Here is a 14737-nt window from a genome sequence, read left to right on the forward strand (position 1 = left end):
CGGATAAGAAGCGCCGCCGTCGGCGTGCGGTGGCCAGGCCCAGAGAGCTGTGAGCAGTTAGGTAGCACTTGCGCGGCAAGCACTTCGCACAGGGGCGGGCGAGTGTCACTCAAAGCACAACCGGGCCACGGGCACGGGGGCTGCCCGGCCCGGTTGGCGACTTGTCTATTCACGACGCGCTAAAAGGTGGCGCGCCCCTGGGCATGTGAGCGATTTGTGCGCGCCGGCAATCAGCACTCCACGGCGCTGACCGCCAGGCCGCCACGGGAGGTTTCCTTGTATTTGTCGTGCATGTCGGCGCCGGTATCACGCATGGTGCGAATCACCCGGTCCAGGGAAATGAAATGCTGGCCATCGCCGCGCAAGGCCATTTGCGCGGCATTGATCGCCTTCACCGCGGCAATCGCGTTGCGCTCGATGCACGGCACCTGCACCAGCCCGCCCACCGGATCACAGGTCAGGCCGAGGTTGTGCTCCAGGCCGATTTCCGCGGCGTTGCACAACTGCTCAGGGGTCGCCCCGAGAATTTCCGCCAGCCCGGCCGCCGCCATGGCGCAGGCCGAACCCACCTCACCCTGGCAGCCGACTTCGGCACCGGAGATGGAGGCGTTCTTCTTGCACAGGATGCCGATGGCCGCCGCGCCGAGAAAGAAATCCACCACGTTGGCGTCGGTGACGTCTTCGCTGAACTTCATGAAGTAATGCAGCACCGCCGGAATGATCCCCGCCGCGCCGTTGGTGGGGGCGGTGACCATGCGTCCGCCGGCGGCGTTCTCTTCGTTCACCGCCAGGGCAAACAGGTTGACCCACTCCATGGCGCTGAGGGTGGAGCCGATCACATTGGGCTTGTTCAGTTCCTGCAGGCTACGGTGCAACTTGGCCGCGCGGCGACGCACATTGAGCCCGCCAGGCAGGATGCCCTCGTGCTTGAGCCCCTGTTCCACGCAGTCCTGCATGGCACGCCAGAGCGCCATCAGGCCGCTGCGAATTTCCTCTTCCGAACGCCAGACCTTCTCGTTGGCCAGCATCAGTTCGGCGACCCGCAGGTTGTGCTTCTGGCACAGGCCCAGCAGTTCCACCGCACTGGAAAAATCGTAAGGCAGCTCGCTGCGGTCCAGGTCCGCCACACCGCTGTCGGCCTGGGCCTGGTCGACGACAAAACCGCCGCCCACCGAATAGTAGGTATCGCGGTGCAGCTCACCCTCTTCGCCCGCGGCCACCAGGGTCATGGCGTTGGGATGGAATGGCAGGTTGCGGTCCACCAGCTGCATGTCCCGGGCCCAGATGAAAGGCACTGGCAGCCGCCCGTCCAGCAACAGGGTGTCGGTTTCCCGCAGCAGCTCGATGCGCGTGCCGATCAGCGACGGGTCGATCGCGTCCGGCCACTCCCCCATCAAGCCCATGATCACCGCGTTATCGCTGCCATGGCCGATGCCGGTGGCGGACAGCGAACCGAAGAGCTGCACCTCGACCCGGCGTACCTGCTCCAACAGTTGCCTTTCCTTTAACACCTGGACGAACAAAGCCGCTGCGCGCATGGGCCCGACCGTGTGGGAACTGGAGGGGCCGATGCCGATCTTGAACAGGTCGAAAACACTGATAGCCATTGCTGCGTAACTCCTGGTTGAGCACTGTCCGGGCGCCGGAAACGCCCTCTGACGGAGCTGCTACGCTCAAGCTGCAATCCGCCGAGAAGGGCGCATCATCAGGCTTTTGCCAAGGCCCGCGACGTCTGACACCGACTCACTCATGCCCACTAACGCCGCCAGGCGCAACGCAGGGGTTTTGGGCGTTTTTTGCGGCTCAGTTGTAGGAAAAATCGCTCGAAAACACTGTAAGCGACCTCACCGACACTGGATGCGACCCTCCCTGTACTGGATACGACGCACCCTGTAGGCGACAGATTTTCACTGGTACATGATCAGTCTCGACTCGATTGCAAGGCACGGTGGTAGAGCTGTTCCCGACACACCAACCGCCACACTTATAAGCGCGGTCCAAACGCCGCCAAAAAAACATCCAGGAGTCCCCCCTATGAAAGGTTCCCCGTCGTTGTTGTTGGCCGCCATGCTGAGTCTGCCGCTTCTGGCACAAGCCGCAGAACCGGCACAATGCAGCACCGTAAACTTCTCCGATGTCGGCTGGACCGATATCACCGTGACCACCGCCACCACCAGCGTCGTGCTCAACGCCCTGGGCTACAAGACCAAGACCACCATGATTTCCGTGCCCGTGACCTACAAGTCCCTGGCCGACGGCAAGAACATGGACGTGTTCCTCGGCAACTGGATGCCGACCATGGAAAACGACATCAAGCCCTACCGCGACGCCGGGACCGTGGCCACCCTGCGGGCCAACCTGGAAAACGCCAAATACACCCTGGCGGTGCCCGAGTCGCTGTACGACAAGGGCCTGAAGGACTTCGCCGACATCGTCAAGTTCAAGAAGGAACTGGACGGCAAGATCTACGGCATCGAGCCGGGCAACGACGGCAACCGCACCATCCAGACCATGATCGACAAGAATGCCTTCGGCCTGAAGGACGCCGGTTTCAAGGTGGTGGAATCCAGCGAGGCAGGCATGCTGTCCCAGGTCGAGCGCGCACAGCGCCGTGACACTGCGGTGGTGTTCCTGGGCTGGGAACCGCACCCGATGAACACCCGTTTCAAGATGAAGTACCTGACCGGCGGCGACGAGTTCTTCGGCCCCAACTTCGGCCAGGCCACCATCTACACCAACACCCGCAAGGGCTATGCCGAAGAGTGCAGCAACGTCGGCCAGTTGCTGAAGAACCTGTCGTTCACCCTGAACATGGAAAGCACCCTGATGGGCAACGTGCTGGACGACAAGATGAAGCCTGAGGCGGCCGCCAAGGCCTGGCTGAAGCAGAACCCTCAGGTGCTCGATACCTGGCTCGCCGGCGTGACCACCATTGACGGTAAACCTGGCCTGGAGGCCGTGAAAGCCAAGCTTGCACAAGCTTCAAATTAAGTAGTGCGCTTACGCCGGGCGGGCTCGCCCGCCCGGGCTGTTTTTCCCTTGCATGCGGACGTTCAATACCATGCTCACTGATCAGAAAATCCCCCTGGGCCAGTACATCGCGGCTTTCGTCGAGTGGTTGACGAAGCACGGCGCCAGCACCTTCGACGCGATCGCTACCACCCTGGAAACCATGATCCACGGCGTGACGTTCGCGCTGACCTGGTTCAACCCCCTGGCCCTGATCGGCCTGATTGCCCTGCTGGCGCACCTGATCCAGCGCAAATGGGGCCTGACCGCCTTTGTCGTGCTGTCCTTCCTGTTGATCCTCAACCTGGGGTACTGGCAGGAAACCATGGAAACCCTGGCCCAGGTGCTGTTCGCCACCCTGGTCTGCGTGCTCATCGGCGTACCGCTGGGCATAGTCGCGGCGCACAAGCCGCTGTTCTACACCATGATGCGGCCGGTGCTGGACCTGATGCAGACCGTGCCCACCTTCGTCTACCTGATCCCGACCCTGACCCTGTTCGGCCTGGGGGTGGTACCCGGCTTGATTTCCACGGTGGTGTTCGCCATCGCCGCGCCGATCCGCCTGACCTACCTGGGCATTCGCGATGTTCCACAAGAGTTGATGGACGCCGGCAAGGCCTTTGGCTGCTCGCGCCGTCAGTTGTTGTCGCGCATTGAACTGCCCCACGCCATGCCGAGCATCGCCGCCGGCATTACCCAATGCATCATGCTATCGCTGTCGATGGTGGTGATCGCCGCCCTGGTGGGCGCCGATGGCCTGGGCAAGCCGGTGGTCAACGCCCTCAATACCGCTGATATCGCCCTGGGCTTCGAAGCCGGCCTGGCCATTGTGCTGCTGGCGATCATGCTCGACCGCATCTGCAAGCAACCCGAAGCCAAAGTAGGAGGTGACGCATGAGCATTATCCGCTTCGACAAGGTCGACGTGATTTTCTCCAAGGACCCGCGCGAGCCCCTCAAGCTGCTGGACCAGGGCATGACCCGCAACGAGATCCTGAAGAAGACCGGGCAGATCGTCGGCGTCGAGAATGCCAGCCTGGACATCGAGAAAGGCGAGATCTGCGTGCTGATGGGCCTCTCCGGTTCCGGCAAGTCGAGCCTGCTGCGCTGCATCAACGGCCTGAACACCGTGAGCCGCGGCAAGCTGTTCGTCGAGCATGAAGGCAAGCAGATCGACATCGCCTCCTGCAGCCCCGCCGAGCTGAAGATGATGCGCACCAAGCGCATCGCCATGGTGTTCCAGAAGTTCGCCCTGATGCCCTGGCTGACCGTGCGCGAAAACATCAGCTTCGGCCTGGAAATGCAGGGCCGCCCGGAAAAGGAACGGCGCAAGCTGGTGGACGAGAAGCTTGAGCTGGTGGGCCTGACCCAGTGGCGCAACAAGAAGCCCGACGAACTCTCCGGAGGCATGCAGCAGCGCGTGGGCCTGGCCCGTGCCCTGGCCATGGACGCCGATATCCTGCTGATGGACGAACCCTTCTCGGCCCTCGACCCGCTGATCCGCCAGGGCCTGCAGGACGAACTGCTGGAGCTGCAGCGCAAGCTGAGCAAGACCATCGTCTTCGTCAGCCACGACCTGGATGAGGCCCTGAAGCTGGGCAGCCGCATCGCCATCATGAAAGACGGACGGATCATCCAGTACAGCAACCCGGAAGAAATCGTGCTCAACCCGGCGGACGACTATGTACGGACTTTCGTTGCCCACACCAACCCACTGAACGTACTGTGCGGGCGCAGCCTGATGCGCAGCCTGGACAACTGCAAGCGGGTCAACGGCTCGGTATGCCTGGACCCGGGCGGCGATTCCTGGCTCGACCTGGCCGAAGGCAACACCATCAAGGGCGCACGCCGCAACGGCTCGCAGCTGGACCTGCAGAACTGGGTTCCGGGGCAAGCCGTGGAAGAACTGGGCCGACGCCCGACCCTGGTGGACTCCAGCATCGGCATGCGCGATGCCCTGCAGATCCGCTACCAGACCGGCAACAAACTGGTGCTCCACGACAACCAGAAAGTGGTGGGCATCCTTGGCGACAGCGAGCTCTACCACGCGCTGCTCGGCAAGAACCTGGGTTAAGCAGCAGACACAAAAACGCCGCGAGCAATCGCGGCGTTTTGCTTTGACGACACACCCCCTTCTGTAGGAGCTGGCTTGCCAGCGAACAGGCCCTGAAGCCTTGCAGTGCCCTTGAGGACGCCTTCGCCGGCAAGCCGGCTCCTACAGCGGCTGGAACCGCCCCCCGCGGGAGCGGCCCGTGACTTCACTCAGCTATAGACACGGCCAAGGAGCTGCCGATGGCTTTCGAACTGATCGAGCACATCCCGGGTGATCTGCTCCTGGGTGAAGCCCATCAAGTCGTATTCCTGGCTGCCGTTGTGCAGATACACCTCGGCGCGGTAGAAACGGCTGCGCACTTCGCTGTCGGCCCCTTCCGGCTGGGTCGATTCGCTAGGCGTCGCCAGGTAGCCGTCCAGGCTCACTTCATAGACGAAGGGATTGCCTTCATCCATTTCCACGCGCAGGCCCAGCAGGTTCTTCGACTTGCCCAGGTTGGTCTGCACTTCCAGGCTCAGGTTGCGCAACTGCGCCGCCGCTTCCTGCAAGGCCGGGCTGACGTGCTTGTCCATGTAGCGCTGCACCACCGACTGGGTCGGTTGCAGGTCCAGCTGGCTCAGGCGCTCGCTGAAACCGCGGCGGCCACGCTCGGCCAGTTGCGCCTGCTCCTGCTCGATCTGCACGTCCTGGCGCATGGCCTTGTGCAAGCCGAACATGAAGCAGATCAGCACCACCGAGAACGGCAGGCCGGCCAGCACCACCATGGTCTGCATGGCTTCGAAGTTGCCGGCGAACAGCAGGCCGATGGTCACCAGGGTGATCACCACCGACCAGAAGATCCGCAGCCAGTGCGGGGCGTCTTCGTCGACGTTGCCGCCCTTGCACGAAAGGTTGGCCATCATCACCGCCCCGGAGTCGGCGGGGGTCAGGAACAGCACGAAGCCGACGAAGATCGACACACCGATGACAATCTTCGAGGCCGGGTAGTGCTCGAGCAGTTGGTAGATCGCCATGGACGGCTGTTCCAACGCCGTCTTGCCCAACTCCACGGCTCCCTGATTGACCACCAGATCCAGGGCCGAGTTACCGAAGATCGACAGCCAGGCCAGGGTGAAGCCCAGGGGAATCAGCAGTACGCCGGCCACCAGTTCACGCACGGTGCGACCACGGGAAATACGCGCGATGAACATGCCTACAAATGGCGCCCAGGAAATCCACCAGGCCCAGTAGAACAGGGTCCACAGGCCCAGCCAGCGATCGGACTTGGCGCTGTCGCCCTCATACACATAGAGGTCGAAGGTCTTGAGCACTACACCGTTCAGGTAGTCGCCGATGTTCTGCACGAAGCCGTTGAGCAGGTGCAGGGTCGGGCCGAACAGCAGGACGAAGATCAGCAGGCCGCTGAACAGCACGATGTTCAGGTTGGACAGGCGGCGGATGCCGTTTTCCACGCCGGACACCGCGGCGATGGTGGCCACCGTGCTCATGACGATGATCACGATCAGCAGGTTGGTGTTGCTGTGCTCCATGCCGAACAGGTTTTCCAGGCCGGAAGACACCTGCATCGAACCAATCCCGAGGTTGGTCACCAGGCCCAGCAGGGTCACGAACATGCCGAAGCCGTCCACCGCGTGGCCGGCCGCGCCCTTGACCCAGCGCTCGCCCACCAGCGGGTACAACGCCGAACGCAGTGCCAGTGGCTGGTTATGCCGATAGGCGAAGTACGCCACCGCCAGGCCCACCAGGGCATAGATGGCCCAGCCGTGCAGGCCCCAGTGCAGGAACGTCAGCTGCAGCGCCTGGCGTGCGGCCAGGTTGCTGCCCGGTACGCCTTCCGGCGGGTTGAAGTAGTGGTCCAGCGGCTCGGAAGCACCGAAGTACAGCAGCGAGATGCCGATGCCGGAGGAAAACAGCATCCCCGCCCAGGCGCCGTAGCTGAAGTCCGGGGTGTCCTGCTTGGTCCCCAGCTTGAGCTTGCCGTAGGAGGAGAACGCCAGGCCCACCACGAACACCAGGTAGGCGGCGATCACCACCATGTAGTACCAGCCGAAGCTGCGGGACAACCAGGCCTGGGCAATGCCCAGCAGTCGGCCGGCCTCTTGCGGGGCAATGATCAGAATGGCGGTCAACAACAGGATCAGCGCGGTGGAGGTGTAGAACACCCAACCGTTGACCCGCACCTTCTCCGGTGGGGTCTTTATAAGAGAGGCAGAACTCATTGCGCAGATGCTCCGGGCAGTGCGAGAGAAGGACACAAGGCAACACGGCACCCGACCAATCGGTTAGTTGGCAGCCGATCATCGGGTGTTATAAAGACACCCCGAAAACACCCGAAACCGCAAAAGCCGCGTTGCGCAACCGCATCCGGGGCCGGTGACGAACCTGCAGTTCGTCGCCTGGAACCCGGAGCGTCCTGCCCCTTCAACACGTGTGCTCTCTTGCCGGTCCACGCTATGCCGCGTGTAAGTTTCGGGCGTTTTCGGAGGTCGTTTTTCCGCCATCTGCGAGCAGGAGAAACTCCCCAGGCAGCGACGATTTGTCGCAGATCTTATTCTTTGTTGATTGAACGTTCAATCAAAACAAAATAGACTGGCCCACAAGTCGACGGGCGTCATACGCCAATCGACAGGCCTAAGGAGAGGTATCAGATGCCCAAGGTCGGTATGCAACCCATACGCCGCCAGCAATTGATCGAAGCCACGCTGCAAGCGGTCGATCAGGTCGGAATGGGGGACGCCAGCATTGCGCTGATCGCCCGTTTGGCCGGTGTCTCGAACGGCATCATCAGTCACTACTTTCGGGACAAGAACGGCCTGATCGCAGCGACGATGGGTTACATCATGAGCATGCTCAACGAAGGCGTCAGAGCACGCCGCCAGGCCCTGACGGACGACAGCCCGCGCGCTCATCTGAAAGTGATCATCGAGGGCAACTTCGATGCCAGCCAGGTGAACGGCCCGGCAATGAAAACCTGGTTGGCCTTCTGGGCTTCCAGCATGCACCAGCCCGATTTGCACAGGTTGCAGCGGATCAACGACCACCGCTTGTATTCCAACCTGTGTTGCCAGTTCCGCCGTGCCCTGCCGCTCTACCATGCGCGCAAGGCAGCCCGCGGCCTGGCGGCCTTGATCGACGGTTTGTGGCTGCGTGGTGCCTTGTCGGGTGATGCATTCGACACCGACCAGGCGATACGGATCGCTTACGAATACATGGATCTACAACTGGCTAAGCAGGAGCGCTAGAGCACAAAAGAGACGCTCGGCCCCTGAACCACCACTGATCAGCGCGCCCCGAACTTAGGGGCATGCCCGGTGGTCAAGCCCACTACTTAATGCACTTGCGAGGACACTATGGCCCGTTTCGAACTGCAAAAACTCTACATCGACGGCGGCTACACCGATGCCGGCAGCGACGCCACTTTCGATGCCATCAACCCGGCCAACGGTGAAGTTCTCGCACAAGTGCAGCGTGCGACCAAGGAAGACGTTGAACGCGCCGTGGTCAGCGCCGAGAAAGGCCAGAAGATCTGGGCCGCCATGACCGCCATGGAGCGTTCACGCATCCTGCGTCGCGCCGTGGAAATCCTCCGCGAGCGCAACGACGAACTGGCCGCCCTGGAAACCCTGGACACCGGCAAGGCCTTCTCCGAAACCAAGTACGTGGACATCGTCACCGGCGCCGACGTGCTGGAATACTACGCTGGCCTGGTACCGGCCATCGAAGGCGAGCAGATCCCGCTGCGCACCACTTCCTTCGTCTACACCCGTCGCGAGCCCCTGGGCGTAGTGGCCGGTATCGGCGCGTGGAACTACCCGATCCAGATCGCCCTGTGGAAATCCGCACCGGCCCTGGCGGCCGGTAACGCGATGATCTTCAAGCCGAGCGAAGTGACCTCGCTGACCACCCTGAAACTGGCCGAGATCTACACCGAAGCCGGCCTGCCGGATGGCGTGTTCAACGTCCTGACCGGCAGCGGCCGCGAAGTCGGCACCTGGCTGACCGAGCACCCGCGCATCGAGAAGGTCTCCTTCACCGGCGGCACCGACACTGGCAAGAAGGTCATGGCCAGCGCTTCCAGCTCCTCGCTGAAAGACGTGACCATGGAACTGGGCGGCAAGTCGCCACTGATCATCTTCGACGACGCCGACCTGGATCGCGCCGCCGACACCGCCATGATGGCCAACTTCTACAGCTCCGGTCAGGTCTGCACCAACGGTACTCGCGTGTTCGTACCGAGCCACCTGAAAGCCGCTTTCGAAGCCAAGATCGCCGAGCGCGTTGCGCGCATCCGCATCGGCAACCCGGAAGACGAAAACACCAACTTCGGCCCGCTGGTCAGCTTCCCGCACATGGAAAGCGTGCTGGGCTACATCGCCAAGGGTAAAGAAGAAGGTGCCCGTGTACTGTGCGGCGGCGAGCGCCTGACCGACGGCGAATTCGCCAAGGGCGCCTTCGTTGCACCGACCGTGTTCACCGACTGCACCGACGACATGACCATCGTCCGTGAAGAAATCTTCGGCCCGGTCATGGCGATCCTGACCTACGAAACCGAAGAAGAAGTGATCCGCCGCGCCAACGACACCGACTTCGGCCTGGCTGCCGGCCTGGTCACCAAGGATCTGAACCGCGCTCACCGCGTGATTCATCAGCTCGAAGCCGGTATCTGCTGGATCAACGCCTGGGGCGAGTCCGACGCCAAGATGCCGGTTGGCGGCTACAAGCAGTCGGGCGTGGGCCGTGAGAACGGCATCAGCTCGCTGAACAACTTCACCCGCATCAAGTCGGTGCAGGTCGAGCTGGGCGACTACGCCTCGGTGTTCTAAGCAGCTGTCAGCTACAAGCGGCAGGCCCAGGCAACAGCCTGGCTTGCCGCCTGCTCCCCATTCAATGCCAAGCCCGCTTCGCTGCTTTCCCTGCAGCTTGAAGCTTGAGGCTTGCAGCTCTCCACGGAGGCTCCAATGGCCCAAGAATACGATTACATCATTGTGGGTGCCGGCTCGGCCGGTAACACCCTGGCGACCCGTCTGACTGAAGACGAAGGCGTCACCGTCCTGCTGCTGGAAGCCGGTGGCCCGGACTACCGTTTCGACTTCCGTACCCAGATGCCGGCGGCACTGGCCTTCCCACTGCAAGGCCGTCGCTACAACTGGGCCTACGAGACCGATCCAGAGCCACACATGGACGGTCGTCGCATGGAATGCGGTCGCGGCAAGGGCCTGGGCGGCTCGTCGCTGATCAACGGCATGTGCTACATCCGCGGCAACGCCATGGACTACGACGGCTGGGCCAAGCTGCCAGGCCTGGAAGACTGGACCTACCTGGATTGCCTGCCGTATTTCCGCAAAGCGGAAACCCGTGACATCGGCCCCAACGACTACCACGGCGGCGAAGGCCCGGTCAGCGTGACCACGCCCAAGGCCGGCAACAACCCGTTGTTCCACGCCATGGTCGAAGCCGGCGTGCAGGCTGGTTACCCGCGTACCGAAGACCTGAACGGCTACCAGCAGGAAGGCTTCGGTCCGATGGACCGTACCGTCACCCCTAAAGGTCGTCGCGCCAGCACCGCCCGCGGTTACCTGGACACCGCGAAAAAGCGTTCGACCCTGACCATCGTCACCCACGCCCTGACCGACAAGATCCTCTTCGAAGGCAAGCGCGCAGTGGGCGTGAGCTACCTGCAAGGCAGCACTGAAGAGCGCGTGGAAGCCCGTGCGCGCAAGGAAGTCATCGTCAGCTCCGGCGCCATCGCGTCGCCGCAATTGCTGCAACGTTCCGGCGTAGGCCCCCGCGCCCTCCTGGAAAGCCTGGACATCCCGGTGGTTCACGACCTGCCGGGCGTGGGCGAGAACCTTCAGGACCACCTGGAACTGTACCTGCAGTACGCCTGCACCCAGCCGGTGTCGCTGTATCCATCGCTGCTGTGGTGGAACCAGCCGGCCATCGGTGCCGAGTGGCTGTTCAACGGCACCGGCATCGGCGCCAGCAACCAGTTCGAAGCCGGCGGTTTCATCCGTACCCGCGAAGAGTTCGAATGGCCGAACATCCAGTACCACTTCCTGCCGGTAGCGATTAACTACAACGGCAGCAATGGTGTGAAAGAGCACGGCTTCCAGGCGCACATGGGCTCCATGCGCTCGCCGAGCCGTGGCCGCGTGCAGCTCAAGTCCAAGGACCCGCGCCAGCACCCGAGCATCCTCTTCAACTACATGGCCACCGAGCAGGACTGGCAGGAATTCCGCGACGGCATCCGCCTGACCCGTGAAATCATGCAGCAGCCGGCCCTGGACCCTTTCCGCGGCCGCGAGATCAGCCCGGGCATCGAGGTGCAGACCGACGAGCAACTGGACAAGTTCGTCCGCGAGCACGCCGAGACCGCCTTCCACCCATCCTGCTCGTGCAAGATGGGCACCGACGACATGGCTGTAGTGGATGGCCAGGGTCGCGTGCATGGCATGCAAGGCCTGCGCGTGGTGGATGCCTCGATCATGCCGATCATCACCACCGGCAACCTCAACGCGCCGACGATCATGATGGCCGAGAAAATCGCCGACAAGATCCGTGGCCGCCAGCCACTGCCACGCAGCACCGCGGCCTACTACGTAGCCGGTGAAGCCCCGGTACGTGGCAAGCCGATGCGCGATGTGACTCCCGCCGCGCAGTAAGCCTGACGGGCGCCGACCGCAAGGGTCGGCGCCCTTTTTCTCTTCCCTTCATTCCTTCAGAACTACTTCCTTGATCGCAGCCTTCGGCAGCGGCTACAGTTCTGCAACTTGCACATCCCCTTTCGCCCCCGCGCCCATCAGCACCTATACCTGTAGGAACCGCCGGGCGGTGTTCCGTTTGCTGGCGAAACGCGTCGACCCGCTATCGCGCCTCACAAGGAGGTCCTCCATGTTCGACTTTCACCCCCAGCTCAAGCAGCGCTTCGCTGCCTTGCGCACGGGCGCCGAATTCTTTTCCCTGCGTTATGTCCGCGAATCGGACCAGTACCTGTCGGTGCGCAAGAACGTCGCCGAGCCGCCAAGCCTGGGCCGAGACGAAGGGGCGATGCTGACCGTGCGGGTGCGCGGCGTGGAAGCCTACGCCGCCACCAACGACCTGTCGCAAAGCGGCCTGCAGGCCGCCCTGGACCGCGCCGAGCAGCAGGCCCGGGTCATCGCCGCCCATGCCCTGCTGGACCTGCGTGAGCAACCGGTCTCCAGCCACCGCGCGGACTATTTCTCGCCCAACCTGGAGCAGCCCTTCCCCTCCCTCAGCGACTGCTATCAGCTGCTGGGCGATGAGTCGGCCTCGGTGCCCAAGGATGAACGCCTGGTGAACTGGCAGGTGGGCATCGGCGTGACCCAGGTCGAACAGATCTACCTCAACAGCGCCGGCGCCGAGCTGCGCCAGGCCCAGCGTTTTGTCTACCCGGGCCTGGACGTGACCGCCTACGACGGCAGCGACAGCCAGACCCGCAGCCTAGGCCGGGAGAACTTCGGCCAGCAGGGCGCCGGCGATGTGATCAGCCGCTGCGGCCTGCTGGGGGCCGCACCGCGGGTCGCCGACCAGGCCCTGCAACTGCTGCTGGCGCCCAATACCCCCCAGGGCCCGCGGGACCTGCTGCTGATGCCGGACCAGATGATGCTGCAGATCCACGAATCCATCGGCCATCCCCTGGAGCTGGACCGCATTCTCGGCGACGAGCGCAATTACGCCGGCACCAGCTTCGTCAAACAGCAGGATTTCGGCCATCTGCAATACGGCTCCTCGCTGCTCAACGTGACTTTCGACCCGCAGATCCCCGAGGAACTGGCCAGCTACAGTCACGACGACGACGGCACCGCGGCCAGCAAGCAGTTCCTGATTCGCGAGGGCCTGCTGGTACGCCCCCTGGGCAGCGCCCTGTCGCAATACCGCAGCGGCCTCGACGGCGTTGCCAACAGCCGCGCCAGCAGTTGGAACCGTGCACCGATCGACCGCATGGCCAACCTCAACATCGAGCCCGGCGACCAGCCCCTGGAGCAAATGATCGGGCACATCGAGCACGGCATCCTGATGTCCACCAACCGTTCCTGGTCCATCGACGATGCGCGCAACAAGTTCCAGTTCGGCTGCGAATGGGGCCAGTTGATCGAGAACGGCGAACTCCGGGGCGTGGTCAAGAACCCCAACTACCGGGGGATTTCCGCGCAGTTCTGGCGCAACCTCAGCGCGGTCGGCGACCGCAGCACCTTCCAGGTGCTGGGCACACCCAACTGCGGCAAGGGCGAGCCCAACCAGGTGATTCGCGTCGGCCATGCTTCGCCGGCCTGCGTATTCAGCAAGATTGATGTATTTGGAGGAGACGCCTGATGACCAGGACAGCCGATCAGGCCCAGCCATTCAAGGCCTTGGTGCAGTGGCTCAAAGACGCGCTGCGCGAGACCGAGCAGTTCACCCTGAGCTACGCCGCCGAAGCCTCGGAGTTCATTCGCTTCAACCACGCCAAGGTGCGCCAGGCCGGGCAGGTGCAACAGGCCAGCGTGCATTTCAAGCTGATCGACAATGGCCGCCACGCCGACCTCAGCATCACCCTGAGCAATGACCCCGAGGTGGATTGCCAGCGCCTGGCCGATGGCCTGCAACAACTGCGCGAGACCCTGCCGCTGCTGCCGGCCGACCCGTACCTGATGCTCAACCACACCCATTGGCAAAGCCATCACGTGCAGGACCAGCCGCTGCCCGGCAGTGAGCAGGTGGTGGAAGAAATCGGTCGCGCCGGCGCCGGCCTGGACCTGGTGGGCATCTACGCTGCCGGCCCCATCAGCCGTGGCTTCGCCAGTTCCGGCGGGGCCTTCGGCTGGCACCAGGCCAACAGCTTCAACTTCGATTTCAGCCTGTTCCACGAAAACGGCGAGGCGGTGAAGGCCAGCTACGCCGGGCACGCCTGGGACAGCCAGGCCTTCGCCCTGCGCTTCCAGCAGGCCCGGGAACAACTGGAATTCCTTGGCCGGCCACTGCGCACCCTGGCGCCCGGGCAGTACCGGGCCTACCTGGCGCCGGCGGCCCTGGAGGAGATCATGGGCATGCTGGCCTGGGGCGGCTTCTCGGCCCAGTCGATCGCCAGCAAGCACAGCCCGCTGCAGAAGCTCTATGCCGGTGATGCCGCGCTGAACCCGCTGGTGTCGCTCGACGAACAGGTCAGTGGCTCCCTGAGCCCGGCGTTTTCCGACGAAGGCTACCCGCGCAGCGACCTGTCACTGATCGCCGCGGGCAGCGCCAATGCCCAACTGATCAACTCCCGCAGCGCCGCCGAATACGGCCTGACCACCAATGGTGCCGGCAGCGGCGAGTACCCCAGCGCGCTGAACATGGCCGCGGGGCAGTTGTCCCAGCAGGAGATCCTCAAGCAGCTGGGCACCGGGCTGTACATCAGCAACCTGTGGTACCTGAACTACTCGGACCTGCCGGCGGCGCGCCTGACCGGCATGACCCGCTTCGCCACCTTCTGGGTGGAGAACGGCGAGATCCAGGCGCCCGTGAGCACCATGCGCTTCGATGACAGCGTCTACAGCCTGCTGGGCTCGCAGCTGGAGGCCCTGACCGAGCAACGCGAGCTGCTGCTGTCGGCCAGTACCTACGGCCAGCGCCAGACCGCTTCGATGCACTTGCCCGGAGCGCTGGTCAGCCGCCTGACCCTGACCCTGTAGAAACC

At 63.3% G+C, this 14737-nt stretch carries 10 protein-coding genes; 8 read left to right on the top strand and 2 right to left on the bottom strand.

Features of this window, described 5'->3' with window-relative positions:
- Nucleotides 1-230: 230 nt before the first annotated feature.
- Entirely contained in the window at nt 231-1607 is a 1377-nt protein-coding gene (locus KI242_RS29210; protein WP_011063936.1) for an L-serine ammonia-lyase, read from the bottom strand.
- A gap of 427 nt (nt 1608-2034) precedes the next feature.
- Here KI242_RS29210 and KI242_RS29215 point away from each other — a divergent pair, with 427 nt between their 5' ends.
- The 3 genes from KI242_RS29215 (at nt 2035) to choV (ending at nt 5082) form a co-directional block, all read left to right on the top strand.
- Nucleotides 2035-2991: a choline ABC transporter substrate-binding protein gene (locus tag KI242_RS29215; protein WP_011063937.1), complete on the top strand. Its 957-nt coding sequence runs from the start codon at nt 2035-2037 to the stop codon at nt 2989-2991.
- Nucleotides 2992-3061: 70 nt separating this feature from the next.
- Nucleotides 3062-3907, top strand: a complete 846-nt coding sequence (gene choW, locus KI242_RS29220; protein ID WP_019095263.1) for a choline ABC transporter permease subunit — start codon at nt 3062-3064, stop codon at nt 3905-3907.
- On the top strand, nt 3904-5082 hold the full coding sequence (choV, locus tag KI242_RS29225) for a choline ABC transporter ATP-binding protein (protein ID WP_011063939.1): 1179 nt from the start codon (nt 3904-3906) through the stop codon (nt 5080-5082). The genes choW and choV overlap by 4 nt, the downstream gene beginning before the upstream one ends.
- Nucleotides 5083-5270: 188 nt before the next feature.
- On the opposite strand, the gene KI242_RS29230 is transcribed toward choV, so the two are convergent.
- Entirely contained in the window at nt 5271-7223 is a 1953-nt protein-coding gene (locus KI242_RS29230; RefSeq protein ID WP_225368821.1) for a BCCT family transporter, read from the bottom strand.
- A 486-nt stretch (nt 7224-7709) separates the two neighbouring features.
- Here KI242_RS29230 and betI point away from each other — a divergent pair, with 486 nt between their 5' ends.
- The 5 genes from betI to KI242_RS29255 all read left to right on the top strand — a co-directional run bounded on the left by betI (nt 7710) and on the right by KI242_RS29255 (nt 14732).
- Nucleotides 7710-8303, top strand: coding sequence for a transcriptional regulator BetI (gene betI, locus KI242_RS29235; protein ID WP_011063941.1), 594 nt, complete (start codon nt 7710-7712; stop codon nt 8301-8303).
- A 108-nt stretch (nt 8304-8411) separates the two neighbouring features.
- A complete protein-coding gene (betB, locus tag KI242_RS29240) occupies nt 8412-9884 on the top strand; it encodes a betaine-aldehyde dehydrogenase (RefSeq protein ID WP_011063942.1) in 1473 nt (490 codons plus the stop codon).
- A 135-nt stretch (nt 9885-10019) separates the two neighbouring features.
- Nucleotides 10020-11723, top strand: coding sequence for a choline dehydrogenase (gene betA, locus KI242_RS29245; protein WP_053154303.1), 1704 nt, complete (start codon nt 10020-10022; stop codon nt 11721-11723).
- 229 nt (nt 11724-11952) lie between these two features.
- Nucleotides 11953-13395, top strand: coding sequence for a TldD/PmbA family protein (locus KI242_RS29250; protein WP_072451780.1), 1443 nt, complete (start codon nt 11953-11955; stop codon nt 13393-13395).
- Nucleotides 13395-14732, top strand: a complete 1338-nt coding sequence (locus tag KI242_RS29255; protein ID WP_053160282.1) for a TldD/PmbA family protein — start codon at nt 13395-13397, stop codon at nt 14730-14732. The genes KI242_RS29250 and KI242_RS29255 overlap by 1 nt, the downstream gene beginning before the upstream one ends.
- Nucleotides 14733-14737: the final 5 nt, after the last annotated feature.

It is taken from the genome of Pseudomonas sp. Eqa60 (genome assembly GCF_018326405.1).
GTDB lineage: Bacteria > Pseudomonadota > Gammaproteobacteria > Pseudomonadales > Pseudomonadaceae > Aquipseudomonas > Aquipseudomonas protegens.

Excerpts from the sequence above, each read along its gene's own strand:
- choW (WP_019095263.1), top strand. The coding sequence starts at position 3,062 with ATGCTCACTGATCAGAAAATCCCCCTGGGCCAGTACATCGCGGCTTTC.
- KI242_RS29215 (WP_011063937.1), top strand. The coding sequence starts at position 2,035 with ATGAAAGGTTCCCCGTCGTTGTTGTTGGCCGCCATGCTGAGTCTGCCG.
- KI242_RS29255 (WP_053160282.1), top strand. The coding sequence starts at position 13,395 with ATGACCAGGACAGCCGATCAGGCCCAGCCATTCAAGGCCTTGGTGCAG.
- choV (WP_011063939.1), top strand. The coding sequence starts at position 3,904 with ATGAGCATTATCCGCTTCGACAAGGTCGACGTGATTTTCTCCAAGGAC.
- betI (WP_011063941.1), top strand. The coding sequence starts at position 7,710 with ATGCCCAAGGTCGGTATGCAACCCATACGCCGCCAGCAATTGATCGAA.
- betB (WP_011063942.1), top strand. The coding sequence starts at position 8,412 with ATGGCCCGTTTCGAACTGCAAAAACTCTACATCGACGGCGGCTACACC.
- KI242_RS29210 (WP_011063936.1), bottom strand. The coding sequence starts at position 1,607 with ATGGCTATCAGTGTTTTCGACCTGTTCAAGATCGGCATCGGCCCCTCC.
- betA (WP_053154303.1), top strand. The coding sequence starts at position 10,020 with ATGGCCCAAGAATACGATTACATCATTGTGGGTGCCGGCTCGGCCGGT.
- KI242_RS29250 (WP_072451780.1), top strand. The coding sequence starts at position 11,953 with ATGTTCGACTTTCACCCCCAGCTCAAGCAGCGCTTCGCTGCCTTGCGC.